The organism is Ruegeria sp. AP7, from assembly GCF_056539905.1.
In genome coordinates this window covers 33,609-58,799 of sequence record NZ_JBQFVT010000008.1, presented here as the reverse complement: position 1 = coordinate 58,799, position 25,191 = coordinate 33,609, and the positions used below count along the sequence as shown (strand labels likewise).

Annotated in this window: 23 protein-coding genes; 8 read left to right on the top strand and 15 right to left on the bottom strand. The window is 53.9% G+C overall.

Annotation, left to right across the window (positions count from 1 at the left end; genetic code table 11):
* Positions 1 to 160 precede the first annotated feature (160 nt).
* From ACR0KN_RS14790 to ACR0KN_RS14765, 6 genes are read right to left on the bottom strand one after another with little or no spacing between them, the layout of a single operon-like run.
* The gene (locus ACR0KN_RS14790) at positions 161 to 1,099 is read right to left on the bottom strand and encodes a TIGR01459 family HAD-type hydrolase (protein WP_170471468.1); all 939 of its coding nucleotides are present in this window, start codon (positions 1,097 to 1,099) and stop codon (positions 161 to 163) included.
* A complete protein-coding gene (gene phnE / locus ACR0KN_RS14785) occupies positions 1,063 to 1,878 on the bottom strand; it encodes a phosphonate ABC transporter, permease protein PhnE (protein ID WP_170774569.1) in 816 nt (271 codons plus the stop codon). Before phnE (ACR0KN_RS14785) ends, ACR0KN_RS14790 begins: the two co-directional genes overlap by 37 nt.
* Positions 1,878 to 2,693, bottom strand: coding sequence for a phosphonate ABC transporter, permease protein PhnE (phnE, locus tag ACR0KN_RS14780; protein WP_480654604.1), 816 nt, complete (start codon positions 2,691 to 2,693; stop codon positions 1,878 to 1,880). Before phnE (ACR0KN_RS14780) ends, phnE (ACR0KN_RS14785) begins: the two co-directional genes overlap by 1 nt.
* Positions 2,690 to 3,484 (bottom strand): phosphonate ABC transporter ATP-binding protein, encoded by a 795-nt coding sequence (gene phnC / locus ACR0KN_RS14775; protein WP_480654602.1) that lies wholly within the window; start codon positions 3,482 to 3,484, stop codon positions 2,690 to 2,692. The genes phnE (ACR0KN_RS14780) and phnC overlap by 4 nt, the downstream gene beginning before the upstream one ends.
* Positions 3,485 to 3,542: 58 nt before the next feature.
* A complete protein-coding gene (phnD, locus tag ACR0KN_RS14770) occupies positions 3,543 to 4,517 on the bottom strand; it encodes a phosphate/phosphite/phosphonate ABC transporter substrate-binding protein (RefSeq protein WP_170471462.1) in 975 nt (324 codons plus the stop codon).
* A gap of 40 nt (positions 4,518 to 4,557) precedes the next feature.
* On the bottom strand, positions 4,558 to 5,385 hold the full coding sequence (locus ACR0KN_RS14765; protein ID WP_480654600.1) for a DeoR/GlpR family DNA-binding transcription regulator: 828 nt from the start codon (positions 5,383 to 5,385) through the stop codon (positions 4,558 to 4,560).
* A gap of 287 nt (positions 5,386 to 5,672) precedes the next feature.
* Here ACR0KN_RS14765 and ACR0KN_RS14760 point away from each other — a divergent pair, with 287 nt between their 5' ends.
* From ACR0KN_RS14760 to ACR0KN_RS14745, 4 genes are read left to right on the top strand one after another with little or no spacing between them, the layout of a single operon-like run.
* Complete coding sequence (locus tag ACR0KN_RS14760; protein ID WP_480654598.1) at positions 5,673 to 6,698, top strand: ABC transporter substrate-binding protein; 1,026 nt, start codon at positions 5,673 to 5,675, stop codon at positions 6,696 to 6,698.
* Positions 6,699 to 8,912, top strand: coding sequence for an ABC transporter permease (locus ACR0KN_RS14755; RefSeq protein ID WP_480654596.1), 2,214 nt, complete (start codon positions 6,699 to 6,701; stop codon positions 8,910 to 8,912).
* An 11-nt stretch (positions 8,913 to 8,923) separates the two neighbouring features.
* Positions 8,924 to 9,985, top strand: coding sequence for an ABC transporter ATP-binding protein (locus tag ACR0KN_RS14750; protein WP_480654594.1), 1,062 nt, complete (start codon positions 8,924 to 8,926; stop codon positions 9,983 to 9,985).
* Positions 9,986 to 10,552, top strand: a complete 567-nt coding sequence (locus tag ACR0KN_RS14745) for a histidine phosphatase family protein (RefSeq protein ID WP_480654592.1) — start codon at positions 9,986 to 9,988, stop codon at positions 10,550 to 10,552.
* A gap of 4 nt (positions 10,553 to 10,556) precedes the next feature.
* Here the strand turns inward: ACR0KN_RS14745 and ACR0KN_RS14740 are convergent, their stop codons facing one another.
* The 4 genes from ACR0KN_RS14740 to ACR0KN_RS14725 form a co-directional block, all read right to left on the bottom strand.
* The gene (locus ACR0KN_RS14740) at positions 10,557 to 11,348 is read right to left on the bottom strand and encodes an inositol monophosphatase family protein (RefSeq protein WP_480654590.1); all 792 of its coding nucleotides are present in this window, start codon (positions 11,346 to 11,348) and stop codon (positions 10,557 to 10,559) included.
* A 105-nt stretch (positions 11,349 to 11,453) separates the two neighbouring features.
* Positions 11,454 to 12,500 (bottom strand): cytochrome P450, encoded by a 1,047-nt coding sequence (locus tag ACR0KN_RS14735; protein ID WP_480654588.1) that lies wholly within the window; start codon positions 12,498 to 12,500, stop codon positions 11,454 to 11,456.
* 344 nt (positions 12,501 to 12,844) lie between these two features.
* Entirely contained in the window at positions 12,845 to 13,558 is a 714-nt protein-coding gene (locus ACR0KN_RS14730; protein ID WP_170542138.1) for a response regulator, read from the bottom strand.
* Positions 13,551 to 15,782, bottom strand: coding sequence for an ATP-binding protein (locus ACR0KN_RS14725; RefSeq protein WP_480654586.1), 2,232 nt, complete (start codon positions 15,780 to 15,782; stop codon positions 13,551 to 13,553). Before ACR0KN_RS14725 ends, ACR0KN_RS14730 begins: the two co-directional genes overlap by 8 nt.
* Before the next feature lie 259 nt (positions 15,783 to 16,041).
* Between ACR0KN_RS14725 and ACR0KN_RS14720 the strand changes: the two genes are divergently transcribed.
* The 4 genes from ACR0KN_RS14720 to ACR0KN_RS14705 all read left to right on the top strand — a co-directional run bounded on the left by ACR0KN_RS14720 (position 16,042) and on the right by ACR0KN_RS14705 (position 19,327).
* Positions 16,042 to 16,881, top strand: coding sequence for an alpha/beta fold hydrolase (locus tag ACR0KN_RS14720; protein ID WP_480654584.1), 840 nt, complete (start codon positions 16,042 to 16,044; stop codon positions 16,879 to 16,881).
* Between the two features lie 77 nt (positions 16,882 to 16,958).
* Positions 16,959 to 17,789, top strand: a complete 831-nt coding sequence (locus ACR0KN_RS14715; RefSeq protein WP_480654582.1) for a class I SAM-dependent methyltransferase — start codon at positions 16,959 to 16,961, stop codon at positions 17,787 to 17,789.
* 152 nt (positions 17,790 to 17,941) lie between these two features.
* Positions 17,942 to 18,301, top strand: a complete 360-nt coding sequence (locus ACR0KN_RS14710; protein ID WP_480654580.1) for a group I truncated hemoglobin — start codon at positions 17,942 to 17,944, stop codon at positions 18,299 to 18,301.
* A gap of 3 nt (positions 18,302 to 18,304) precedes the next feature.
* Positions 18,305 to 19,327, top strand: a complete 1,023-nt coding sequence (locus ACR0KN_RS14705; protein WP_170774543.1) for an adenylate/guanylate cyclase domain-containing protein — start codon at positions 18,305 to 18,307, stop codon at positions 19,325 to 19,327.
* 580 nt (positions 19,328 to 19,907) lie between these two features.
* Here the strand turns inward: ACR0KN_RS14705 and ACR0KN_RS14700 are convergent.
* The 5 genes from ACR0KN_RS14700 to ACR0KN_RS14680 all read right to left on the bottom strand — a co-directional run bounded on the left by ACR0KN_RS14700 (position 19,908) and on the right by ACR0KN_RS14680 (position 25,148).
* Positions 19,908 to 20,282 carry a CAP domain-containing protein gene (locus tag ACR0KN_RS14700; RefSeq protein ID WP_238528758.1) on the bottom strand — a complete coding sequence of 125 codons (375 nt, stop codon included), beginning with the start codon at positions 20,280 to 20,282 and terminating at the stop codon, positions 19,908 to 19,910.
* Positions 20,283 to 20,353: 71 nt separating this feature from the next.
* Positions 20,354 to 20,785, bottom strand: a complete 432-nt coding sequence (locus ACR0KN_RS14695; protein ID WP_480654577.1) for a hypothetical protein — start codon at positions 20,783 to 20,785, stop codon at positions 20,354 to 20,356.
* A gap of 701 nt (positions 20,786 to 21,486) precedes the next feature.
* A complete protein-coding gene (locus ACR0KN_RS14690) occupies positions 21,487 to 23,667 on the bottom strand; it encodes a xanthine dehydrogenase family protein molybdopterin-binding subunit (RefSeq protein ID WP_480654575.1) in 2,181 nt (726 codons plus the stop codon).
* Positions 23,668 to 23,672: 5 nt separating this feature from the next.
* Positions 23,673 to 24,137 carry a (2Fe-2S)-binding protein gene (locus ACR0KN_RS14685; RefSeq protein ID WP_480654574.1) on the bottom strand — a complete coding sequence of 155 codons (465 nt, stop codon included), beginning with the start codon at positions 24,135 to 24,137 and terminating at the stop codon, positions 23,673 to 23,675.
* Between the two features lie 180 nt (positions 24,138 to 24,317).
* Positions 24,318 to 25,148: an SDR family oxidoreductase gene (locus tag ACR0KN_RS14680; RefSeq protein WP_480654572.1), complete on the bottom strand. Its 831-nt coding sequence runs from the start codon at positions 25,146 to 25,148 to the stop codon at positions 24,318 to 24,320.
* Positions 25,149 to 25,191 lie beyond the last annotated feature (43 nt).

The window sequence follows — 25,191 nt, the reverse complement described above, 5'->3', positions numbered from 1 at the left end:
TTGAAAACGCAGTAGAGCGTCTTCCAATACGTTTTAGCGGCACGCATAACCCACCAATTGTTGGTCAGGTTCTATTTTTGCGAATAGGCCTCTGACCAGCTCTTGGTTTGGTATGTCTTAGCGGTCCTATGGATAGCATTCGATGGGGTTTCGGCCAGTTTCAAGGACGGCTTACGATGATGTCCGGAACGATACCGGCCTTGTCGATTGCTGTTTCAATATCATGTCCGGCAAAAAAACCGTAACCTGAAACCAAAGCCGACGCGATCCCTGCTGCATTTGCGCCCAAAATATCTGTATGCAAGCTGTCGCCGACCATCAGAACGCGGGATTTGTCGATGGATCCCAGCCGTTTGAATGCCAGATCGAAAATGTTGCCGAACGGCTTTCCGAAGAATTCAGGGACCACACCTGTTCGGTCGGCGAGGCGATGTGCGAACAGGCCAGGTTCAATTGAAAAGCCACTTTCTCGGGGGGCAACAATATCCGGGTTGCCGACCAATACAGGTCGCTGCCGCTTTGACAGAGTAGACTCCAACAATGCCTGCCGCGCTTCGGTCCAGGCGGCAGACCCAATCATCAAAAATCCGTCGACCGCATCATAGGGTGTTGGATCTTCTTCCAGATAGGTCAGATTCAGACCTTCCAGATCGCGAAGGCCCGTGCTTGGTGTTGCCATCAACCCCCAGTGCAGATCGCGTTGCAAATCAAGATTTGCAAGCAGCGTTGCGCGGCTGGTGATGACATCCTGCGAAGCAAAATCATAGCCAAGCCGAGTGTATTTCTCGATCAATGCCGCATGAGGGAACCCGGCAGCATTCGAAACCACAAGAACGCGCTTTCCCATGGCCTTTAGATTTGCGACCCGTTCAGGCGTACCGGGGATAGCGGTTTCACCAATGTTAAGAACTCCGAACGCATCCAAAAGGAAGACGTCAAACTCATCAGCTACATCTTCGAGTGTTTCCACCCGACGAAAGGACTGGCCAGTAGCGGCAGCAGAGGGCAGACGATGCCGCGCAGCTTCGTACGCATCGAACGCCTCTTCAATCGAGATTTGGCTCAAATGATCGCCCCCCGCACTTTGGCAGAGACCCATTCGCTGATCATCACGGCAATCAGGATGACAATCAGGATCAGGCTGACTTGCGGCCATGCCAGGACATTGAGCGAAGCCGATAGTTGCAGTCCGATACCCCCCGCTCCGACCAGGCCAAGAACCGTGGATTCGCGGATGTTGATATCCCAGCGAAAAACGGCGATGCCTGCAAAGGCGGGCAGAATTTGTGGGACGATGCCATAAGCCATGATCTGCCAGCGCGATGCGCCGGTGGCCGTTATGGCCTCGACCTGAGTGTGGTCGATTTCTTCTATGGCTTCATAAAGCAGCTTGGCGCAAAACCCGATAGACCGGATCGCGATGGCGATAACGCCTGCGAAAACCCCTGGACCGATGATTGCGATCAGCAGGAGGGCCCAGATCAACGAGTTGATCGAACGGGTTGAAACGATAATCAGCAGCGCGATAGGCCGGATGAAAACGGCCGAGGGTGTGGTATTGCGCGCAGCCAGAAAAGCGACTGGTACGGCAAGAAACAGGGCGATGATCGTGCCGAGCGTGGCAATATTCAGCGTGTCCCAGATCGGACGCCCCAATTGCGTGATATAGTCCCATTTTGGTGGTGTCGCACGGGTCCAAATGTCATTTGCGATGCGCGGTGCATCCCAGACAAAGAACCAAGTCGTCGACGCCGAGATGATCTGCCAGCAATAGACAAAAACTGCGACGCCCAAAAGCCAGCCAAACCAGCGAACAAGGCTTTGTCCGGTCGTTCGCCTGCGCCAAATCTGCGTACCTTCCTGCTCCAGAACCGGCATTACTGTACCCTCGCGCGAATGATACCCGAGAGGTATTCGAGCGCCATGACGATCCCGATAATCAGGATCAGTATGGCGGCAGCAGTGTCGTATTCGTATCGATCGAAGGCTGTGTTCAGTGTCGCTCCGATGCCGCCCGCACCCACAAGCCCTAAAATGGCGCTTTCGCGGAAATTGATATCGATCCGGTACATTGAAAGACCAACCAGCCGCGGCATGACCTGCGGCTGCACGCCGTAATTGATCCACTGCATCCAGCGTGCGCCCGAGGCTTTGATGGCTTCAGCCTGCACTTTGTCCATGGCCTCGATATCTTCAGCCAGAAGTTTCGACAAAAACCCGATGGTGGCGAATGAGAGCGTTAGGAAACCTGCCAGCGGACCAAAGCCAAAGATCGCAACCAACAGGATCGCTACAATGATCTCTTGCAAGGCACGGCTGATGGCGACAATGCCGCGACAGATGACGTAGATGGGCAGAGGAGCGATGTTGCGTGCAGCACCCAGCCCGATCGGAATCGAAATCAGGATGCCCACAACAGACGCCGCAACAGTCATGACAATGCTTTCCAGCAAACCGCTCCAGATATCGCTCCAGCGTGATACAAAATCGGGGCTGGTGAAGGCGAGCACAAAGGCCCAGCCGCGATCCAGCCCTTCATAAACCCGACCCCAATCGACCTCGATGGTCAGAATGGCGGCAATCAGATAGGCGACAAAACCTACAATCAGAGCCCAGCGGAGCATCGCGTTCTTAACAAACGGTGGTTTACGCCACCCCTTGCCAAGAACGTCATCAAGTTCGGTGTGGCTCATTCTGCGGCCTCGATCTCTTCGTCATCGTCCACTTTTTCAATCGTGGCTTCCCAGTCTTCTTCACCGTAGATTTCGGTTAGTTTGTCGGGGGTAAGACCGGTGGGGAGGCCGTCATACACGATCTCGCCAAATCGAAGGCCCACGACACGCGGCACGAACATCTGCGCAAGCGCCACGTCGTGAATGTTGATGATTGCTGCCAATCCGCGTTCCTGACAAAGCTCGGTAATCAAGCGCATGATCTGACGGCTGGTTTTGGGGTCCAACGAGGCAGTTGGCTCGTCCACCAGCAAAAGTTTGGGGTTCTGAATCAGAGCGCGGCAGATGCCGACCCTCTGACGCTGACCGCCCGACAGTTCATCCGCACGTTTGTCTGCCATATGCAGCAGTCCGACCCGATCCAGCAGACGAAAGGCTTCATCGACATCAGATTGAGGGTATCGCCGCAGGAAGCTGCGCCAAAAGCCGACATATCCCAACCGCCCTGACAGGACGTTTTCCATAACCGTCAGGCGTTCAACGAGCGCATATTCTTGAAAGATCATACCCATTTCGCGTCGCGCTTTGCGCAACCCGCCTGAGCCAAGTTTGGTCAGGTCGGTATCATCTAGCATGACAGCGCCACTTGTCGGCTCAACCAGTCGGTTGATGCAGCGGATCATCGTGGATTTGCCTGCACCGGATGGCCCGATCAAAGCAAGCACCTGTCCCTTGGGCACCTCAAGATTGATCGCCTTTAGGGCCTTATCTCCGGTTTTATAAGTTTTAGTAAGCTCTTGAAGCCGCAGCATTTAATACCCCTGTAAGGGTTGAGACGGGCCCGTAGGGGCCCGTCATTATAGTATCGGATTATTGGCAGGCGTAGGAAACGCCGTTTGCCGCATCAATCTTGCGGATCACGTCCCAGAATTCCTGATAGGTCATTTCGAGGAACTGGCCTTCGTTCGATTTTGAGAACTCAGCCTCGAGCGTCGTGCCGTCCCATTCAAAGCTAAAGAAAGCGTTGCGGATTTTCTCCTGCAGTTCCGGAGTCAGGTTGTACACGGTGCCAAAGCCCGTCGTCGGGAAAGTCTGCGACTTGTAGATCGTGATGACGTCGTCTTCGTTGATCACATCTCGCGAGATCATCCGCGATTTGACCGAGTTTGCGATCGAAGCAGCCAGATAGTCCTTGTTGGCCACACCGAGGATCGAGTTGTCATGTTTGCCGGAATAGACTGGTTCGAAATCACGTTCGGGCAACAGATCAAAGTCGCTTTTCAGAATAGCCGACGGTGCCTTGAAACCCGAGTTCGAAGTGGGTGAAGTAAAGGCCAGTTGCTTGCCCTTGATGTCCTCGACCTTTTCGATGCCAGAGCCTGGATAGGTAATGATCTCCATTTCATACCCGAAGTTACCATCTTTTGAGGCCATGATCGTGAAAGGACGGAACCCGGCGCAGTTCACCGCCAGCGGGTTCGAACCAGTGTTGAAACCCGCGATATGCAGGCGTCCAGACCGCATCGCCTCGATCTGGGCGGCGTTGTTCTGAACCGGGAAAAAGACAACATCTTTACCGGTTTCAGCTTTCAAATGGTCAAGAAAGTCCGACCACGCGGTTTTGTAAACGGCTGGGTCCTCGACCGGAGTGTAGGCGAAGATCAATGTGTCGGGATCGATCTGTTCGGAAGGATCGGTGGGGATGTCCGCGATCAGATCACCGTCGGCATCGCAGAACCGTTCATCCAGATCACCGCGCGGACAATCCTGAGCCGACGCAGCCCCGCCCAACGACAAAAGTGCAAATGCTGATGCTCCGATCAGTAATTTCACGTCAATATTCATATTATTCCTCCCAGTTATGCGTGGCCGTCACTGTCCACAGTTAGTCGTTCTTTGAAATGGATTCTCCGATAAGAATGGCAACGCCGGCTGCATTGATAGAGCCCAGCAAATCACCTCTCGGCTTTGTGTCGGTAATGATGGAATCCAGCCCATCAAGATCACCTACCTGCGACAGGCCTTTGCGCCCGAATTTTTCTGAATCAATCAGCAAATGCCGTTTTGCTGATCGCGCCAACATCTTTTGTTTGACCGCAGCAAACCCCTGCACGGTCTCAGACGGGCCCTCGGCCGAAATTCCGGATGCCCCGATCATGCATTGATCGACATTGAAACGGGACAGGTATTCGAGCGTATCAGTGCCGATAATGGCCGATTCCTCGGCAAGATACTCGCCTGGGCACAAGAGAACCTGGGTGGGCGAATGGCCGAGTGTCATCGCTACGGGGATTGAGTTTGTTATCACCGTGCACTCAGTTCCCTGATAAGAAAGCGCGCGCGCCATCTCAACCGTGGTCGAACCGGAATCAATCATCACCGTATCGCCATCCTGAATCAGCGCGGCCGCACATCTTCCAATTCGTTCACGCTCCTCCGTACGCGCATTGGTCCGTTCATCAAGACTTGGATATCGTCCCTGTGTAGGCGCAGATGCCCCGCCATGTGCGCGTGCGATCAGCCCGTCTTCTGACAAGGCATCGAAATCCCGGCGCACGGTTTCTGCCGACACATTGAACCGCTGCGCCAGCTCACTGATCCGGACATGCGGGCGCAACTTCAGTTCAAGCAGGATCTCTCGACGGCGATCGGATTTTTTAACCCGAGCCTGACTTTTTTCAGACCTCATCCCGCGTGTTTCTGTTTTGGACATCCGGCAACCCGACTCGGCTTCATATTCACCTTTGTGGTGTTTCGGGCGTTTTGCAACTATTTCTGTTGCAAAACCCTCATATTGTTGTGAGACTTCGGAAAACATTGCCTCTTTCGAAGTCCCGGATCAATGTATGGATTGGCTGGTTGGCATCGCAGAGAACGGTAATTGAACGGACATACAGAATGCGCGATGGCCACGTTCGAGGAACAACGAAAGTCTGAAGGAAAAAGCACATAATACACCGGGAAAACCGGACGCAATGAACCAAACAGGGAGAGAAAATAATGAAGAGATTTACGTCTACCGCATTGGGCTCGCTAATCGCCCTTGCAGCTTCAATGTCAGCAGCCCAAGCAGACAAGCTGACTCTTTATTGCTCTGCTCAAGAGGATTGGTGCCAGCTGATGGCGCGCAGCTTTGAAGATGCGACCGGCATCGACGTCAACATGACACGTAAATCCTCGGGTGAGACATTTGCTCAGATTCGTGCTGAAAGCTCCAACCCTAAGGGCGATGTCTGGTGGGGTGGCACCGGTGATCCGCATCTTCAGGCCGCAGAAGAGGGTCTGACAATGGAATACGTCTCGCCCATGCGCGATCAGCTTCATGACTGGGCGATTTCTCAGGCTGAAAGTGCCGGTAACAGAACCATCGGCATCTATTCCGGTGCGCTTGGTTACGGCTACAATGCCGATCTTGTCGCCGCAAACAACCTGCCCGAGCCGGCGTGCTGGAAGGATCTTTTGAAGCCCGAATACAAGGGTCATGTTCAGATGGCGAACCCAAATTCGTCAGGTACGGCCTACACGACACTTGCCTCAATGGTGCAGATTTTTGGCGAGGATGAGGGCTTTGACTACATGAAAGGCCTGCATTCGAACATCAACCAATACACCAAATCGGGCTCGGCCCCGATCAAGGCTGCGGGGCGCGGCGAAAATACCATCGGTATTGTCTTTATGCATGACGCGGTTAAGCAGGCCGTGTCGGGCTTCCCGATCAAAGTCGTCGCACCGTGCGAGGGGACCGGTTACGAGATCGGTTCGATGTCGATCATTGAAGGCGCGCGCAACGAAGAAGAGGCCAAGAAGTTCTATGACTGGGCGTTGTCGCCCGAAGCACAGAACCTTGCCCTTCAGGTCAACGCATTTCAGGTGCCGTCAAACAAAGGCGCCGAGACGTCCGAAAGCGCTCCGGACATGAGCCAGATCAAGCTGATCGACTATGACTTCAAGAAATACGGCTCGTCGGATGAGCGCAAGCGCTTGCTGCAAAAATGGGACGAAGAGGTTTCGGTACTGCCGCAGTAAATGACTGACGACACGACAAAAACGACCCATCCGGTTCTGATCTTCTGGGTCATCGCCGGGTGGGTCGGATTCTGCCTGCTGCCGTGGTACATGGTTGACGGTGGCCTGTGGTCGTTCGAGTGGCTTCTGGACGGCTACCCTTTCGACGAAGATTATGCTCCAGCAGCCTTTCTGATCGGGCAGGGTGAAAAGCTGTGGCTTGCGCCGCTTCTTATCGCTCTACTGTTGCCGCTTTCGGTACTAAGGCGAGCCAAATCAGATCCGCTCTATGCGCGCATTCTGATCCTGTCAGGGGCGCTGGGCTTCGGCTGGCTGATCGCACAAGGCTTTAGCATCGGAATCCGAGGCTACAATTTCGATTGGCTGGAGTCTGTGTTCGGAGAACTCGGGGATCGGCAATTCGGCATGGGCTATGGCGCGATGATCTGCGCGTCGAGTTTTCTGTTCCTTCTAACCCAGGGTGTCGCCGCACGTGGGGCGATTAACGGAGACGTCTTCGTGGTCAGCGCCATCGGTGGTGTGATCACCATCGTTACCGCGTTTGTGTTCTTTCCCATCGCCAAGATGCTATTCGCTGCCTTTGTGACGGAAGAGGGCGCGTACTCCATCGCAGTTTTCTTCTCGAAGTTCTTTGACGACCGGCTATGGGGGTTGGGTTGTTTCTGGGGTGCGCGATGCGGGGCGGCATGGAACTCACTGTTTCTGGCCATCCTCGTCGGCTTCATCACCACTGCGCTCGGCTTGTGCTTTGCGCTTGTCGTGACCCGCTCGGGCTTTCGGTACAAGCGCGCGTTGCGCGCACTGACGGTTCTGCCGATTATCACGCCACCGTTCGTGATCGGCCTAGCGCTGATCCTGCTGTTTGGATTGTCGGGTTCAGTAACGCAGTTCTTTGCCGAATTATTCGGCACCCAACCCACTCGCTGGCTGTATGGCATGCCAGGTGTTCTGATTGCTCAGACTTTGGCATTTACACCCATCGCCTTCCTTGTGCTGATTGGCGTCGTTGAAGGGGTGTCTCCCTCGATGGAAGAAGCGGCCCAGACATTGCGCGCGAATAGATGGCAGACGTTCAAAACCGTGTCCCTGCCGCTGATGCGCCCTGGCCTTGCCAATGCATTCCTTCTGGGCTTCATCGAAAGCATGGCGGATTTCGGCAACCCACTGGTTCTGGGCGGCAATTTCGACGTGCTATCGACCGAGATATTCTTTGCCATCGTCGGCGCCCAGTACGATCAAGGCCGCGCTGCGGTTCTGGCCATGGTGCTTCTGTTCTTCACGCTTTCAGCCTTCTACGCGCAACGTGCCTGGCTAGGTAAGAAAAGCTACACCACAGTCACGGGCAAAGGTGACGCTGGCGTACATCCATTGATGCCAACCGGGCTTTCCATCCCCGTTTTGACTGTCGCCCTTGGCTGGGCCGTATTTACCATCGTCGTCTATGCCATGATCGTTTACGGCAGCGTGGTTGAACTGTGGGGAGTCAATAATTCCCTCACGTTCAAACACTACGTCACTGCCTTCTCAGTTCGGTTCGAGGCGGAGGGTATTCGCTGGACTGGCGCTGCGTGGGATAGTTTCTGGACCACCATAACGATCGCCGCAATCGCTGCGCCGTTAACCGCTGCTGTGGGCCTGGTGACAGCTTATCTTCTGACCCGCCAAAGCTTCGCGGGTAAAGACGCCTTTGAGTTCGGCACCATGCTGTCCTTTGCCATCCCCGGTACGGTGATCGGTGTCAGCTACATTCTTGCCTTCAACGTCCCACCGATCGAGATCACGGGCACGGGCGTCATCCTTGTTGTCAGCTTCATCTTCCGCAATATGCCAGTGGGCGTCCGAGCCGGCATTGCCAGCATGTCGCAACTGGATCGCAGTCTGGATGAGTCCTCGCTGACACTGGGCGCTAATTCCTGGCAGACTTTCCGCCGGATCATCCTGCCCCTGTTGCGCCCGGCAATTCTTGCGGCGCTTGTCTATAGTTTTGTGCGGGCCATGACTGCGATTTCGGCGGTGATCTTTCTGGTCAGCGCGGAATATGACATGGCGACCAGCTATATCATCGGACGGGTCGAGAATAACGACTATGGCCTCGCCATTGCCTATTCCACGACGCTGATCTTTGTGATGCTGTCTGTAGTTGCCTTGATGCAGCTGATCGTGGGTCGGACCAAGATCGGGCGGCGAATGACGCAGTCGCGGACCAATGTTTAGGAGAGTTTGACATGAGCCTGCAGTCCAAAGCCGCGCCGGTTCGGTTCGAGTCCGTGACGAAGATGTTCGGCAAGGATGTCGTTGCTGTCGACAACATCAACCTGCATGTCGAAGCTGGAAAGCTGGTCACGCTGCTGGGCCCTTCAGGCTGTGGCAAAACAACGACCTTGAGGATGATCGCAGGGCTCGAAATGGCTACCTCGGGCAAGATCACCATCGGGGATCGCGACGTCACCAAACTGCCCGCCACGGACCGGGACGTGTCTATGGTGTTCCAGTCCTACGCCCTGTTTCCCCATATGAGCGTACTTGAGAATGTGATGTACGGCCTCACGTTTTCGGGCTTTGCCAAAGACGACGCCCGCAGCCGCGCTCTGGACGGTTTGGAGCTGGTTGGCCTGAAAGGTTTTGATGGCCGTTTGCCTTCCGAGTTGTCCGGTGGTCAGCAACAGCGTGTTGCTGTTGCGCGGGCCTTGGTGTTGGAACCGCAGGTGTTGCTGTTCGATGAACCGCTATCCAACCTTGATGCGAAACTGCGCCGTCAGGTCCGAGAAGATATCAGGGCCATCCAACAGGACCTTGGCCTGACGGTCGTCTATGTGACACATGATCAGGAAGAGGCCTTGGCGGTATCAGACGAAATTGTCGTGATGCGGAATGCCGCCATCGCGCAGATCGGTACGCCACGCCAGCTCTACGATGCACCCAATGATCGCTTCGTTGCGGATTTTATTGGCGAAGCCAACTTGCTGGCTTGTCAGATCATCTCTGTCGAAGGAGATATGGCCACGATCGAGATCGAGGGCTACCGCCACACGCTGTCATCTCGCGATATGCCTCAGGGGCCTGCAACTGTCGCCATCCGACCCTCGCGTCTGGTGATCGGCGCCGAGCAGGGCATCGCCGCCACCGTCGCCAAGGCAACCTATGTTGGTGTTCGCATGGAGTACACTCTGACTGGAGCGTTCGGTCAGGTCTTCGCGGTGCATGACGATGTGGATGCACCGCTTGAACCCGGTGCAGAAATTCGGATGGGTTTTGCCGAGAAAGGACCCGTGCTTTTGCCCGAATAAATGCCCAAGCTTCTGATCATCACGCATCCCGAGGTCGTAATCGACCCCAACATTCCTGTAACGGATTGGGGGCTTAGTAAAACAGGGCGTCACCGCGCTTCCGCGTTTGCGAATGCCGAGATCTTCTCGGAGGTCTCTCAAATCTGGACCAGCACCGAGCAAAAGGCCCGCGATACGGCTGAGATTCTAGCGACGCCCCGAGACCTGCCGGTAAATCTAAATGCTGACCTTGGCGAAAATGACCGCAGCACCACCGGTTTTCTGCCGCGCGATGCTTTTGAAGCCGCTGCTGATGCTTTCTTTGACCACCCGGCTGCCAGTTTTCACGGTTGGGAAACGGCAATAGAGGCTCAACAACGCATTCATCGGGCAACGATTTCGATTGTTGAAAAACAAGATGGCAACGACCTTGCCATTGTTACGCACGGGGCTGTCGGTACTCTGCTATGGTGCATCTTATCGGGCCGTCCCATTGACCGGAGATACGATCAACCCGCGCAAGGCCACTATTGGCAGGCCGATCTAAAGACGCTTGAACCGTTAAGCGGGTGGTGCTCACTCGACTAGTCTCTCATGTCTTCCATGCACGCTCGGCTATCTCGCGCAGGGTGTCGAACACATCCGGTGTACCTGCGATCACCCGGCCGCCATTGCGGATCATTGCATCGGCATCCTGATCCTCGATCCTGCCGCCAGCTTCCGCGATCATCAACTGACCGGCCAAGCAGTCCCATGCATTCATATGCTCTTCGACATAGCCCAGCAGCCGACCCGCAGCCACATAGGCCAATGACAGAGCACCGCTGGCGTTTCGGTGAAACATCGCTCCATGTTCGATCAGATCTGCGATAATCGGAACAACGTGGCGGGCTTCGATGCGGTTCGAATATCCAACTGCTACTGTTCCTTCCTCCAGCGCGACGCCTGAAGCTACCCGCATCGGGGCGTTATTCAGCGTTGCGCCTCCACCCCGGACGGCGACATAGCTTTCGTCGACATTTGGATCATGGATGACGCCAATCTGGGTCTGCGCATTTGACACACCAGCCAGAACGATGGTCCAGGCCGGAATTCCGTTAACAAAATTTGTCGTCCCGTCGATTGGGTCGATCACCCAATCAAACCCGCTTGTCCCTTTGCTTGCACCATGCTCCTCACCAAAGACTCCATCTTCGGGCCAAGCATCCCTGATCTTGTCGCGAATAAAGGTTTCAACGTTCCGGTCTGCCTCACTCACCCAATCCTGAGCGCCCTTTTGGTCGACCAGCAACGCATCCCGATTTGCGAAATACCCGGCCGAGACTTTTCCCGCTTCCTGGCAAGTCATAACCGCAAATTCTTTTCGCTCTGAGAGTTGCAACATGGGTGCCCCTGCATTTGATGAGTAGAATGTGCACCTTGGCGGATGTGGTATCGGCTGACAACAACCTTGGGAGTATGTTTTTCAATTCTTTGAAATGCGCATTGATCAGCTCAGAGGAGCAAGTGTCGCATGTAGATCGGTCACATTTGTGAACATCGGTGAATGACTGAATTCTGCCTTATCCAACCTGATACGCGGAAAGGATTGAGTCATATATCGGACAACTTCTTCAACTTCGATTGTGATCGCGTAGCGCCCTAGGCAAGAAAATACACCACCCCCGAAATTCAAATGAGCTGGCTGCCCAGCACGTTCGAGAGAAAATTTTTCAGGCTCCGGGTAATAGCGCTCATCCCAATGGGCGGCCCCGATATTTGCAAAGACCGGTGTGCCCTTGGCGATATGCACGCCATCGATTTCTACGTCCTCCAGTGCTTCGCGAGAGGTTGAGATTGACCGTGGGTGGATACGCATAACTTCGTTCACGGCAATCGGAATTGCGTCAGGATCTTCGCGCAGCCTTTGCCAGATAGCGGGGCGTGACGCCAGTTCGATAATGGTACTCGCGATTTGATGAGAGGAGTTGTCGGTATTCGCCTCTGCCAGTTTGATAACCCAATTCCGAAGATCGTCATCCGTAAACTCACCGGCGTCTGCTGCCCGGACCAAATCCGAAATCAGGTTGTCAGAAGGGGCTTCGCGCGCGGCAGCAATCCGTGCGTCCGCATAATCAAGCAGGCTTTCAAACGCATCGACAATTTCCGGCGTCTTTTCCGGATCTCGCGTATGAACTTGCTGAACTGTGTGTGACGTCTTGGCGATATAAGGCGCGTCGTCTTTGTCGGCGCCGACCCAATAACAATAAACCCGAGATGGCGTAGGATCACAAAGTGCCTCGATCAGGTCAACTCTGGTATGCGTCGGGATGTCAGAAATGATGTCAGCGACAACATCCTTAATGTCTTGCCGGAACGCCTCAGAGGCGTGCGGGCTCATCAGGCGCGCTATCGGCTGTCGTAATTTGCGCCGTTTATCACCGCGGTTGTAGAAGGATATGGACTCACGTTTGTAATTTAGCGCACGTCCTTCCGGCAGGCCCAACAGATGCATCAACTTTGGATGTCCTGTGCCAAATCGACGATCCAGGATCATGTTCCTGCAAATGTCATAGTCCAAAATTTCCACGCCGCGTTTACTACGGGCGATGCGCCATTTCCGTGCATGCTCAGCAAGGGTTTGAAACGGTCGCTTCTGATACGCTTCCGATGAAAAGTCTATCTCGGGTAGTTCGGAGATTGATAGCATATCGATTGCCCCAGAGTGGTCGACTTACCAGTGCGTGTCCTTTCTAAGACTGGCGTATCGCTACAATGGACCACAGAACGGCTCTTGGGCAAACTTCGTAACGATTACGGAAGGGTTCTGCACGCAGCCAATTCGTTTCTTTGGTGATTATCCCCGTCAAAGCTCGCAATCAACTCGTCAAAATCGTGCCTTCACTTTGGGTCATACAGATATCCGATGCCACGCACGGTTCTGATGATCTCGGGCTTTTCCGGGTTGGTTTCAAGTTTTCGGCGAAGCCGGGAAATCCTGATGTCGATACTGCGATCAAATGGATCCCAGGATCGATCATGGGCCTGTTCAAGCAGCTGGTCGCGGTTCAGAACGCGTCCCTTGTTTTCGGCGAATACCTTGATCAGGTTGTATTCCATAGCGGTCAGCTGAACCTCGGAACCATCAGCCGCCAGAAGTTTGGCCGCGTCTTTGTCCAATGTAAAATCGCCAAATGGTGCTCCGTTGATGTCAGGGGCTTCCTTGGTCGCCGTTTCATGTATTGCTTCGCGCCGGAGTATCGCCTTGATCCGGGCTTCGAGTTCCCGAAGGTCAACAGGTTTGCCCAGATAATCATCTGCGCCCATCTCCAATCCGACGATGCGATCGATAACGTCGCCTGCTGCAGTCAACATGATAACCGGTGTAGTGTTCTCAGGGCGCAAGGATCGAAGTATTGAAAGGCCATCTTCCTTTGGCATGTTGATATCCATGACAATGACGTCGACCCCGTTCGCAGACAGTATCTGCCTCAGCTCATCTCCGCCGGATGCTGCCGAAACCTCATATCCACGCTTGCCCAGATATTCCTGAAGCATTTCACGCACATCGACTTCGTCATCGCACACCAGGATATGCGTTCTCTTTTCATCCATCGGTTGCTTCCTTCCCTTCGGCAAGCAAATTGCCAACGAGGGTTCTGAGTTCCAAAGGCGAAACGGGTTTCTCGAGATGAGGCAAGCCGGATTCACCAAGCAATGCTTGCGAAGCCTGCCCCATCGTATCCCCGGTCACATAGGCCGTTCTGTTCAGCATGTGCGGAAATTCGGCAACCAGAGCCTGATAGATCTTTCGTCCATCAACACCCGGCATATTCAAGTCACTCAGGAATACGTCATAGTTTTGTGAGCGAAGATTGCGCAATGCTTCCTCACCGGATGAGACGAAATCGACGTCAAAACCTTCTCTTCTCAGAATCTCTGCGTGCAGCTCACCAACTTCAACTTCATCATCCACCACCAATGCCTTCAAAGACAGTGAAGAAGAAATTGAATCTTTCGGCTCATCTTCCATAAACTCGCTCTGTGCCCCGATAGGCAGCAAGATCCGCATACAGGTGCCAGTACTGTCGCTCTGATCAAGCCGGATCTGACCGCCATGAGACAGTATGATCCTGTGGCAAAACGCGAGACCAATACCGGTGCCTTCCCCAACTTCCTTGGTGGTGAAGAACGGTTCAAAGATTCGGGCACGAATAGCCTTGGGGATTCCCGGGCCATTGTCCTTTACCGTCAACTCGACCATGCCTGAATCAAACTTCGGCCGCGCTGAAAGCTCGATCAGGTCACCGCGCCCAGATGACCTCATGGCCTGTTCCGCATTAATAATCAGATTGATGATAACTTGGGTGATCTGATCGGCATCCGCGGCAACCGGTGGCAAATCGGCAGGAATTTTCTGCACGACGCGGATTCCATCTGATGGCGTGCCATACCCAACGACATCCGCCGCAGTCGTGATCAGCCCGGCGACATCAACATCCTCGATATTGCTGGGTTGCTGGCGTGCCATTGCCAGGAATGTTTTAACGATTTTCGCACAGCGCTCGGCCGCATTGCTGATCTTCTCGATCCGGGCAGTCATGTCTGGGTCGGTGATTTCCTCTTTCAGCATGAGAGAATGCCCGACAACCACCGAAAGCGGGTTGTTCAGTTCATGGGCCACGCCAGCAAGAAGTTCGCCAAGCGCTGACATCTTCTCATTCTGGAATAGCATCTCGCGTTGTTTTTCAAGCTCCTCTTCAATCGCCAGTTCATCTGTCAGATCTCGTGTGTTCGAGACGATGACTTCTTCGCCGTTGAATTCGATCAGGCGGGAAGAATCTGCAGCCCAAAACTTTCTTCCATTTGCATCAACAAACTCCATCCGCCGATCTTTGAGAGATCCAGCTTCGCGAAGGTCTTTCAGGTATCGCTGACGTTCTGTCGGATCAGCGTAGTAAGATTTGGCACTGCGGGCAGGACCAAACAGAGCCTTTATTTCCGGCGTTGCAAACAGGACTTCACCAGTCTCTGCATGCGTCATGTTGATCGCGGCGGGATACGCTTCCATCACCTGCCTGATCAAAGCATCGGCTTCCTGCTGAACCGTGAGATCAATTATACTGGTTACGATTACTTCTTCGCCTTTGTAATCGATCAGCTGCGACGAAATTGAGGCTGGAAAAATCTTTCCATTGGCATTGCACAAATCGAGCTTGAAGTTTTCGACATGACCATCCGCCAACAGCAAGGTCACAAAATCCGCGCGCTCCTCAGGCTTGGCGTAATGCTCCCGCGCGAACTTGGAGGCGCCAAACATCTGAAGGGCGGCGGGTGTGCGATACAGGATCTGACCATCGCCAATGCGCGCCATCGTCACGACCGCAGAACTGGCATCCAGCACCTTCCTGATCAGAAGGTCTCCGTCGCGTTCTTCAGCCTCGGCCTGCTTCCGATCAGTAATATCCTCGCGCGTAACAACAAAGCCGCCAAGATTGGTGGGATGGACCGACACCAGATAAGTTCGACCGTCCGTTTCGGCCAGTTCATAATCCTGAATGAACTCGATCCCGTTGGCCAATCGATCCGAGACCCACTGTTCTTCATTGCCGATGGCGTCAGCATAAATCCCGCGCCGCGCTGTTTCCCGCATTAGGATTTCCCAGTCTAGTCCGGGCTTTAACAGGTCCGCGACACCCTTGTTCATCTCGGCATAGCGCTGGTTGAACATGAGCAGGCGACGGTCGTCATCATAAAGGGCGAACCCTTCCTTAAGAGACTCGATTGCATCGCGCAGAAGGTCCCTTGCCTTCTCGATTTCCTGAAAATCGTTCGCCATGTCCATCGTCATCCTATTTTTCTACGGTATCATTGTTTCAGCGCCATTTCAAAATCAGCATCTAATGTTTCAATTGTTTCAAACCGGTCGGAGTGGCGCAAATTCCGGCCGTAATTTCCCATGTTTCAGAGACAGATAGCGCGTTGTGTGACTTGCTTCACAGAGCAACAACTGAAACACTTTGCGCCCGTTTCGGAAATTTCAATGAAACAATGAACCGTCAGTTATTGCTCATCTAAAACGCAAGTGAGTAAGTACGATGACGATTTCATTTAGGTCTACCGAAGCAAGCAATGCACCGATTGTCGCATTGCATTCCTCCGCATCCAGCAGCGCTCAGTGGAGCCAACTGGAAGCCGATCTTGACGGTCGCTTTGATGTTCATGCCTTTGATCTGCCCGGCTATGGTCGTGCACCTTTGGCGAGCGATCACAGCCAAAAGGGGGCGGCAATTTTGGCGGCCTCCGTAATCAGAGAAATCGAAAAGCTGGGCAGCGCGGTTCATTTGGTCGGTCACTCGAACGGTGGCGGCATCGCGATCAAAATCGCCCTGATGCGCCCTGATCTGGTCAAAAGCCTGACTGTCTATGAACCGGCCGCGTTTCATTTTCTGGCCCATGGGAACAACAAAGGACGTCGCTTGTTTCAACAGATCAAGCTTTTGTCTGGGTTGGTATCTGGCGCTGCTGCCGAAGGTGATGCGGCCGCAGGAATGCAGCATTTCCTTGATTTCTGGAACGGAGACGGTTTTTGGGACAACCTGACCGACAAGGCCAAAAAGAAATTTGCGGGCCTGATTTCCTCAGTCATGACGGATTTTGCCAATGGGTTTGCCGAGAGCTGGACGTTAAAGGATCTGGCCAATCTCGAGATGCCAGCCCTGGTGATGACCGGTCTGGAATCCCCTGAGATCGCTCAGAATGTCGCCGTGGCCATCGCCAAGACGTTGCCCAATGCACGTATCGCATTGTTGCCCGAGCTTGGACACATGGCGCCAATCTTCCAGCCGGAATGGGTCAATTCAAGAATCTTCGAGCATGTTGCCAATGCCGAGCGGCCGATCGCCGATTTCAGCTGGCCTGATCTCGAAGCTGCATAACTCAAACGCATTCAGAAGATGCGGCTATTTTGAAACCGCTGATCTAGGGTCAGCACAACACCCGGAGGACATCAATCATGGGTATTCAATCAACCATCGCACCCACAGCAGATTACACGGCAATCAAAGCCAAACAGAACGCAGCGTGGGGTGCCGGAGATTACAGCAAAGTCGGGGTCACGCTGCAGATAACCGGTGAACAGCTTGCTGAAGCAATGGACATGCGCGCAGACTCAACGATCCTTGATGTGGCAGCGGGCAACGGCAACGCAACACTGGCCTTTGCCAGACGCTTTTGCGACGTAACCTCAACCGATTATGTCGAAAGCCTGCTGGAAGCCAGCGGCAAGCGTGCCCAAGCCGAGGGTCTGTTCGTAAACTACAAGGTCGCAGACGCCGAGAACCTGCCCTTTGATGATCAGTCATTCGACGCGGTAGTGTCCACATTCGGGGTAATGTTTACACCTAATCAAAAACAATCCGCTGCCGAACTTCAGCGGGTCGTTAAGGCAGGTGGAAAAATCGGCATGGCCAACTGGACCCCGGAAAGCTTTATCGGGCAACTGTTTAAAACGATTGGCAAGCATGTGACGCCGCCTGCGGGCGTGAACTCTCCGGCGATGTGGGGAAACCGGGACTGGATCGATCAGAATTTCGGCACTCGGTGCGCGGTGAAATCGTTTCGGCGCAAGAACTTCATGTTCCGCTACCGGTCAGCCGAGCATTTCATGGAATATTTCCGCACGTTCTACGGCCCGATGCAAAAAGCATTCGAAGCGTTGGATACCGAAGGTCAGACATCATTGCGCAATGACATGATGGCGCTGATCAAAAGGTTCGACATCTCGACCAACGATTCACTGTGCATTTCTTCCGAGTATGCCGAGATTATCGTCGAACGCCGCTGACATAGTTTTTAGAACCCTGACGCCCTTCGGCAAAGCTCCGAATGGCGTCAGAATGCAGCGACGGCGGCAGACTTGAATTGAACTGTGTAGAATTTGTAGTCTTTGACAATGGGAGCGCTTCCCTATTCGTACTATTTTGAAAGGGTTTTGGTATGGCTGAACGCACGCTCTATGAGAAGTACGGGGGATTTTCGCAGGTTAGCAAGATCGTCCTCTCCTTCTACGATACCCTTCTTGATAACGACGACATCGGGCCATTCTTCGACGAGGTCGATATGTCCCGGATGGTTGATCACCAGACTAAATTCATTGCTTCCCTGCTTGGCGGACCAGCGTCTTATACGGACAAACAGCTAAAACAGCTACACTCACATCTCGATATCAACGACGCTCATTTTGATGAGCTTGAGGTGGTGCTGCGTGCGACCTTGATTGAACACGGTGTGGCCGACGAGGATGTCGAGGCAGTTGTCGCAGAGTTCGCCAAACGCCGCCCATTGATTGTCGGGTGACCCATGAAGATAGAAGCCATTAATGAACAGCTCCTGCGCGCAATCGGCGTAGGGGTCGCGCTACTGGATCGTAAATCATTGCGTTTCAATTTTCGCAATGACACGTTTGACGACTGGTTCAGCAACGAAGCAGAGCCAAATCAGTTGCAAGAGCTTTTTCCTGATCTGGATGCCGAGGCCATGCAGACTGCCCTTGAGGATAACGGGCGATACGCATCGGAGATCAAGTTCAAAAAGAAACGCAGGACGCTGATCATCGCACTCGATTTCACTTCCACCAAAGACGACGTCCTGGTTCTTGTCTGTCAGAACATCACGCGGATCAAGGAGTTGGAATCTATGATCGATTCCTATTCGATGATGGTCGAGCGCAACACAAGAGAGATCAAACGCGAAAAAGAGCAGGTGGAGAAACTGCTTCTCAACATCATGCCTCGTTCGGTCTATGAAGAATACAAAACCTTTGGTGTGGTGACGCCACAGCTGTACAACCCTGTCTCTGTTCTGATGCTGGATTTTGTGGGCTTTACGGAAATGGTCGCCTCGCAGGACCCCAGCGTGACCGTCACTGAACTGAACGACATATACAGCGCGTTTGATCGTATAGGTGAGCAATTCGGTTGCGAGCGCATCAAAACGATCGGAGACGCGTATATCACTGTGGCGGGATTGCCTGATCCGACACCGGATCACGCCAAGGCAATCGCCAACACAGCCATCCGATTTGTGCGCTATCTGAACCGGCGCAATCTGAGCCATCCGCATCAATGGCATTGCCGGGTTGGTCTGTCTTCGGGTTCGGTTGTCGGCTCGGTCGTCGGAATTCAGAAGTATGTTTACGACATATTTGGACCTGCCGTGAACCTCGCTTCACGGTTGCAGGAATTCTCCGAGCCGATGGAAATCAGTGTTCAGGGCGAAGTCGCACATGTCCTGAAGGACCAATTCGATCTTGAAAATATTGGGGTCAGAACGATCCGAGGATTTGGTGAACAGGAAGTCTGGCGGCTTTCGGACAGCAGCTGAATGCAGCACCCTTGCCATCTTGGCTAACGGTAGATCAACTGAGTTGCACTTTCACAAAGTACGAAACGGTATTTCTACGCGCGTTTTGGTCACTCGAACTCCATGTAGTTCATCATATCGCGGCGTTGCTTGGCAAATACGATCAAATGGGAGAACACATCGTTTACAGTCGGCGTGAGCTTTGAAGTTTGATCGCTACAAATCGCAATAAAAATCGTCACTCCTGTGCGATTGTTCCAACGGATTGGTTTGTCGCAATCAACGTCGATCCATTAATTCCAAAGAATGGTATTGGCGGCGCAAAAGTCCCACTTCGATGGTCCAGAGCTAGTCAATGTCGCAGAGCCTAGTAGTAAACATAAACACCGTCGCAACGGTATTCTCTCATCATCTTAGCAGAACCGAAGGTACACTACACCTGGGTGGAGCCGGGATAGACGGAAGAGCAACTGGATGCCCATGTCGAAGAGGTTTGGCATGAAAATGGATTGTCGGATGATACCAAAGTTATTGCGTTTCATTGGAAGTCATCTGAGGATTGAAGCTGGTGGCGTTTTGCGGCGTCGAGAATGGCGCAAATTTACCTGCAGGGTGCGGCTAAAACCATAACCCAAGTACGATCCGCCGCTTCATAAAGCGCGAACTCCTTGGCTTTGCGAGAAAGCAGGTTTGCTCGATGTCCCGGTGATTTCGACCATGCTGCCATCACAGCGTCCAAACCGTTTTGTCCCTTTGCAATGTTTTCAGCCACGAAACACCAGTTGTAGCCTGTTTTGCGCACCCGTTCGCCCACGTCTGACCCGTTAGAGCCGGTATGCGAGAAGAACCCCCTCTTCACCATGTCATCGGCATGCGACTTGGCGGCTTGCTCCAACTTTGGGTTGTAACTTAGTGCTGGAACACCTTGACCGCCGCGAAACGCATTCAGCTCGTTTGTAGCCAATTTGTCGGCCATGAGAGCCGAGGGGAGCAAGAGCGCCATGGATAACAACAGGCCTAGCATCTTATGTTTGCCCGTAACTTTACTCAGTAATTTGAGTACCTGAAATTGACCACGGCATCGTTTTGAATTGCGCAGTGAGCTTTTATGTAGGAGCGGGCATCGGTACTATCGCTGGATCTCGCGACCTCCAAATCAATTAAATCAATCCCGTCTGCATTTGTCGTGTACGAGAGTGTGCGTTGGAAATCCACGGCGTAGTAGCCCTGATTAGTCATTGCGGCATGCGTTCGGTGCATACAAAGCCCGACTGCGTTTTCCTCTGAAGAAAGACTTGGGTGCTTCTGATAATGCGACCCATGATGGTGGTGATGCCGCGCTATGGATGCCCCTAAAACCCCGAGTGCGACACCTGCGATAACGTCTCCAGCATCACTGGCATTCGCGGTTGTTGGCTTTAGACCGGTCGTAACGAACAAGGCAAAGGTGATCCCCATGCAGAGAGTTCTGTTAAACATTGGGCCTCTTCCTCGAAAATGGGCATGGTATGCGTTGTCAGATATCCGTACCTGTAAGGCTAAGCTAGATTGCACGTTTCGGACCAGCTTTTTTGACTAAATTCGTGTCGATGGCTGGTTTGCACAAACAGTTTTATCTTCGTTTCAAAAGGTACGACGCGCCGAACGCGTACCCCCTCATAGAAATCGCCAATCTCCATCAAGGCACGCCGCTCCTGCTTTGTATCGGTACAGCGTGTTTGAATTGTGTCTGGGATCAGAAAATAAGGGGTCTACGGGAATCCCCCAATTTCGGACAAGGCACTAACAGGGTAGATTGAATTCAACGGAACAACACTACCACTCCGTATACCCCCTCAAGAGAGAGGGGCTGGCTAAGACCCCCTCATCCAGCCCCTCACCACCTTCACTCTCAATCATTTGTGAGACGGTGGGTTCTTCCCCTACTATCAATTTGGGAGTCCAAGGCAGTATACCACATGTGGCCCGCCATATTCAGCCCGCTATAAATGGGGGGTAGGCAGGCCAACTGTCAGAAGGTGACGAATTCTAAGTCATCACTCCGGTTTAGTCGGATGTCGGCTCTGAGCCCAAAGCTGATACATCCCAAAGGTCTTAGTGACGAAAGCAGACGACGGAATTCTTTTTTTGCTAGGGTGTTGCCGCACCACAGATGGAACATCCGTGGTGCGCTTCCATGGTCAGGCGAACGATACGCCGTTGTCCCTCATAGGCAGTTCTGCAATACGCACGTCAAGCTGTGCAATGGCATTGGCTAGGGCAGGCGCTGCCGGAGGCGTCCCAGGCTCCCCAATCCCCGTTGGCGCCTCGGCCGAAGGCACAATGTGCGTAACTATGCTCTTGACGTCGGAGATCCGCAGCGGTTCGTAGTCGGGGAAATTGAACTGTTCCACCGTTCCACCATCAAGTGTAATCTGCTCGCGCATTGCGTGGCCAATTCCGTAACCGATCGCCCCTTCCGTTTGGGCGCGAACAATGTCCGGGTTGACAGCGATGCCGCAATCCACGGCTGCGGTGACCTTTTCGATCTGAATACCGTCATCAAGGCTGCCGGAAATCTCTACTATCTCTGCCACGTAAGAGCCAAAGGATTTGTGAACGGCGATCCCTTGGACATTACCGACCGCTGGCCGGCCCCAATTGCCTTTCTCAGCAACCAGTTTCAGTGCGCCTGCCTTACGTACAGCGTCGTCGTCTCCGCCCTCTAGATACGCCAAGCGGAATTCGACCGGGTCGCGGCCCACAGCCTTGGCGGCCATGTCCATCATCACTTCCATCACATATGCTGTGTGCGTGTGACCCACAGAACGCCACCACAGAACCGTCGTGGCCTTTTTAACATCCGTCAGGCCCACCGATATGTTCGGAATGGTGTAAGGATTGTCTGCAAGGCCTTCGACCGTAGAGTGGTCAATACCGTCCTGAACAGTAAACGACTCGAAGGGAGTGCCTTTCATAATCGACTGGCCGGCGACCTGATGCTCCCAGGCTGCGATATTGCCCTCGGCGTCCAGACCGACTCGCACCTTGTGACCCGTTGCAGGTCGGTAGTATCCGCCGCGGATGTCATCCTCTCGATCCCAGACCAGTTTCACAGGCCGCGAGCGATCTGTCATCACAAAGGCCAATGCGGCTTCGACCTGATAGTCGGCGTCAGGGGTTGCACGGCGCCCGAAGGAGCCTCCGGTCAGCATGGTATTGATTCGGATCTTTTCCGGCGGCAATTGGAATATCTGCTGATAAGCCATATGCGGACCCGTCGGCATTTGCGCACCATCATGCAGGACGATGTCGCCTTCGGCCGTCTGCTCAATGGTACAGTTGAGCGGCTCCATCGGCGCATGGGCCAGTAGCGGGAAGTAAAACGTCTTTTCGACAATGATCGCCGCGTTATCAACCGAAGCGCTGACTGTGCCCCGATCTACTTTGTTGACGTTGTAGACGGGCGCGGCATCAAGTGCGGCCATCACCTCGTCCCGGATTTCAGCCGAAGAGCGTGTCTCGGCCCCAGACATGTCCCAGTCCACTTCAACCGCGTTCCGCGCCTGAATGGCGGCCCAGGTGTTCTCTGCATAGACAGCGACCCCGTGGTTCGTGGGCAGGGGCATCGCCATGATGAAGCCCGTAACCTCCTTCGCAGCGCTGTCGTCGAACCCCGCGACCAGGCCCCCACGCTGAGGCGTGCGCTTGATCATGACAACCATCTGGTTGGGCAAGTGCACGTCCATTCCGAATTTGGCTTGGCCGTTCACTTTGATGGGGCTGTCAACGCGGCGTGTGGCGTCGCTGCCAATGATCTTCCATTCGGAGGGATCGCGCAGGCGCGGGCTTTCAGAAGGGGCAATGTCCGCCGCCACGGCAACGAAGTCGCCCAGTGGCGCGGAATTCCCGCCGCCAGTGACCAGGCCTGCCTGAATGTCCAACGTCGCGGCGTCTACTCCCCACACCTCAGCGGCCGCTTTGATTAACATCTCGCGCGCATTGGCGCCTGCAGTGCGGTACTGCATCCAGGAATTGGCCATAGCCGTTGAGCCGCCCGTGCCTTGGAACGGGCCAAACAACAGGTTGTTGTAGACTTCGGGGTTCGAGGGCGCGAATTCGAACCCGATCTGGTCCATAGTCACTCCCAGTTCCTCGGCAATCAAGGTCGACAAACCGGTGGCTGGACCTTGCCCCTTTTCGAAGTGCTTGATGATGGCGACGACGTTGCCGTCGCTGTCGATCTTTACAAACGGGTTCAAAATTGCATCGGCGCGTCCCGATGCGGCTGCAGCACCATCTGCCTTTGCTCCGACATAGAGGACGGTCGTGGCTGCCGCGGCGGTTTGGAGGAATCCCCTGCGGGAAATACTTGCAGTCATGACTTTCAAGCCTCCAAAATCTCAGCCGCGCGCAGAACACCTGCACGGATGCGTTGGTAGGTCGCGCAGCGGCACGCGTTGCCATACATGTAATCGTCGACTTCTTCGGGGGTCGGATTGGCGTTCTCGCGCAAAAGACCAACGGCGTTCATGATCTGACCGGACTGGCAGTAGCCACATTGCACAACATCTAGTTCGAGCCAGGCTTGTTGCACGGCTGTTCCGACCTTGTCATTTTCCATATCCTCGATTGTGGTGATCTCAGCGTCCTCAACATCCTCAATAAATGTCTGGCAGGAGCGCACCGGCTGACCGTCCATATGCACGGTACATGCTCCACAAGAGGCAACGCCACATCCGAATTTGGTTCCAGTCAGCTTGAGTTCGTCCCGGATCACCCAAAGCAGCGGCGTTCCGGGTTCGGCCTCGACCGTTCGCATCTGGCCATTCAGTTTTAGTGATATTGCCATGGCTATCTATCTTCCTTTTCGTCGGTGGACTGTTCGCGTTTGAAAACTTCGCTGTCTCTCAGTCAGGCCGTTCTTGTAGTCACCGGATCCTGCGCTCTTATTGCGAGTTATTTAGAGCCCCAATCGGTATGGTCATCCTTCTTTGTGTAGACTGGACTAGTCGTCACGAGACCGGTGCCCTCAACTGGATTGCAAACCTAGTTGTGTTTTCATCCCACCGATAAAGGCCTCGTCATCCAGGGCTTTTCGGCTGTTCAGAAGCTCAACCGCATCCGCGCCGGCGCGGTAGCGCAGAGTGTTTGTGCCATCGGTCACTGAGGCCCAGATGACCTCTGCCACAACACTCGGCGGAGACACCTGTGACCTCATTTCCTCGCTACCCCAGGCAGCAAACAAAGCTTGAACTACTGGCTGGTACTCGGTCATTTCTTCATCGTTGACGAAGTCAAACGACCGTCCACCAAATTCGGTCGCGATCATTCCAGGTTCAATAAGCTTCACTTTGACGCCCGCAGCCTCAAGCTCGTAGTGCAGGGCTTCGGAAATCCCTTCCACGGCAAACTTCGTACCGTGATACAACGTCCCAAGCGGAAAAGTCATCTGGCCACCAATCGAAGAGATATTGACGATCGTGCCTGACCGATTGGCACGCATATGCAGCAGAAGGGCCTTTGTCGTTTCCAGCAACCCGATTACGTTGGTGTCAAACTGCCGGCGGACGCGGTCCATTGGAAACGCCTCAAGCGGACCATATGCACCGTATCCTGCGTTGTTCATCAACACGTCGATCTTGTTGAATTTATCCATCCCGGCCGCCACAGCTGCTTCGATTGACGCAGCATCCGTCACATCGAGTCGTGTGACGAGAATGTTGTCTTTTCCCGTCAGATCCTCCTCCTTTTCCGGTGCACGCATTGTCGCAATTACGTTCCATCCGCGGTCGGCGAACAACTTTGCGGTTTCCTTGCCTATGCCGGACGAAGCACCGGTAATCAAAATAGTCTGGGTCATGCGAGAGGATTCCTCATCTTATATTCCTCCCAGATAGCATCGT

Excerpts from the sequence above, each read along its gene's own strand:
- phnE (WP_480654604.1), bottom strand. The coding sequence starts at position 2,693 with ATGAGCCACACCGAACTTGATGACGTTCTTGGCAAGGGGTGGCGTAAA.
- ACR0KN_RS14700 (WP_238528758.1), bottom strand. The coding sequence starts at position 20,282 with ATGGCCGACAAATTGGCTACAAACGAGCTGAATGCGTTTCGCGGCGGT.
- ACR0KN_RS14710 (WP_480654580.1), top strand. The coding sequence starts at position 17,942 with ATGGCTGAACGCACGCTCTATGAGAAGTACGGGGGATTTTCGCAGGTT.
- ACR0KN_RS14695 (WP_480654577.1), bottom strand. The coding sequence starts at position 20,785 with ATGTTTAACAGAACTCTCTGCATGGGGATCACCTTTGCCTTGTTCGTT.
- phnE (WP_170774569.1), bottom strand. The coding sequence starts at position 1,878 with ATGCCGGTTCTGGAGCAGGAAGGTACGCAGATTTGGCGCAGGCGAACG.
- ACR0KN_RS14725 (WP_480654586.1), bottom strand. The coding sequence starts at position 15,782 with ATGGCGAACGATTTTCAGGAAATCGAGAAGGCAAGGGACCTTCTGCGC.
- ACR0KN_RS14730 (WP_170542138.1), bottom strand. The coding sequence starts at position 13,558 with ATGGATGAAAAGAGAACGCATATCCTGGTGTGCGATGACGAAGTCGAT.
- ACR0KN_RS14760 (WP_480654598.1), top strand. The coding sequence starts at position 5,673 with ATGAAGAGATTTACGTCTACCGCATTGGGCTCGCTAATCGCCCTTGCA.
- phnD (WP_170471462.1), bottom strand. The coding sequence starts at position 4,517 with ATGAATATTGACGTGAAATTACTGATCGGAGCATCAGCATTTGCACTT.
- ACR0KN_RS14790 (WP_170471468.1), bottom strand. The coding sequence starts at position 1,099 with ATGGGTCTCTGCCAAAGTGCGGGGGGCGATCATTTGAGCCAAATCTCG.
- ACR0KN_RS14715 (WP_480654582.1), top strand. The coding sequence starts at position 16,959 with ATGGGTATTCAATCAACCATCGCACCCACAGCAGATTACACGGCAATC.
- ACR0KN_RS14755 (WP_480654596.1), top strand. The coding sequence starts at position 6,699 with ATGACTGACGACACGACAAAAACGACCCATCCGGTTCTGATCTTCTGG.
- ACR0KN_RS14720 (WP_480654584.1), top strand. The coding sequence starts at position 16,042 with ATGACGATTTCATTTAGGTCTACCGAAGCAAGCAATGCACCGATTGTC.
- ACR0KN_RS14705 (WP_170774543.1), top strand. The coding sequence starts at position 18,305 with ATGAAGATAGAAGCCATTAATGAACAGCTCCTGCGCGCAATCGGCGTA.
- ACR0KN_RS14745 (WP_480654592.1), top strand. The coding sequence starts at position 9,986 with ATGCCCAAGCTTCTGATCATCACGCATCCCGAGGTCGTAATCGACCCC.
- ACR0KN_RS14765 (WP_480654600.1), bottom strand. The coding sequence starts at position 5,385 with ATGTCCAAAACAGAAACACGCGGGATGAGGTCTGAAAAAAGTCAGGCT.
- ACR0KN_RS14735 (WP_480654588.1), bottom strand. The coding sequence starts at position 12,500 with ATGATCCTGGATCGTCGATTTGGCACAGGACATCCAAAGTTGATGCAT.
- ACR0KN_RS14690 (WP_480654575.1), bottom strand. The coding sequence starts at position 23,667 with ATGACTGCAAGTATTTCCCGCAGGGGATTCCTCCAAACCGCCGCGGCA.
- ACR0KN_RS14740 (WP_480654590.1), bottom strand. The coding sequence starts at position 11,348 with ATGTTGCAACTCTCAGAGCGAAAAGAATTTGCGGTTATGACTTGCCAG.
- ACR0KN_RS14685 (WP_480654574.1), bottom strand. The coding sequence starts at position 24,137 with ATGGCAATATCACTAAAACTGAATGGCCAGATGCGAACGGTCGAGGCC.
- ACR0KN_RS14750 (WP_480654594.1), top strand. The coding sequence starts at position 8,924 with ATGAGCCTGCAGTCCAAAGCCGCGCCGGTTCGGTTCGAGTCCGTGACG.
- phnC (WP_480654602.1), bottom strand. The coding sequence starts at position 3,484 with ATGCTGCGGCTTCAAGAGCTTACTAAAACTTATAAAACCGGAGATAAG.
- ACR0KN_RS14680 (WP_480654572.1), bottom strand. The coding sequence starts at position 25,148 with ATGACCCAGACTATTTTGATTACCGGTGCTTCGTCCGGCATAGGCAAG.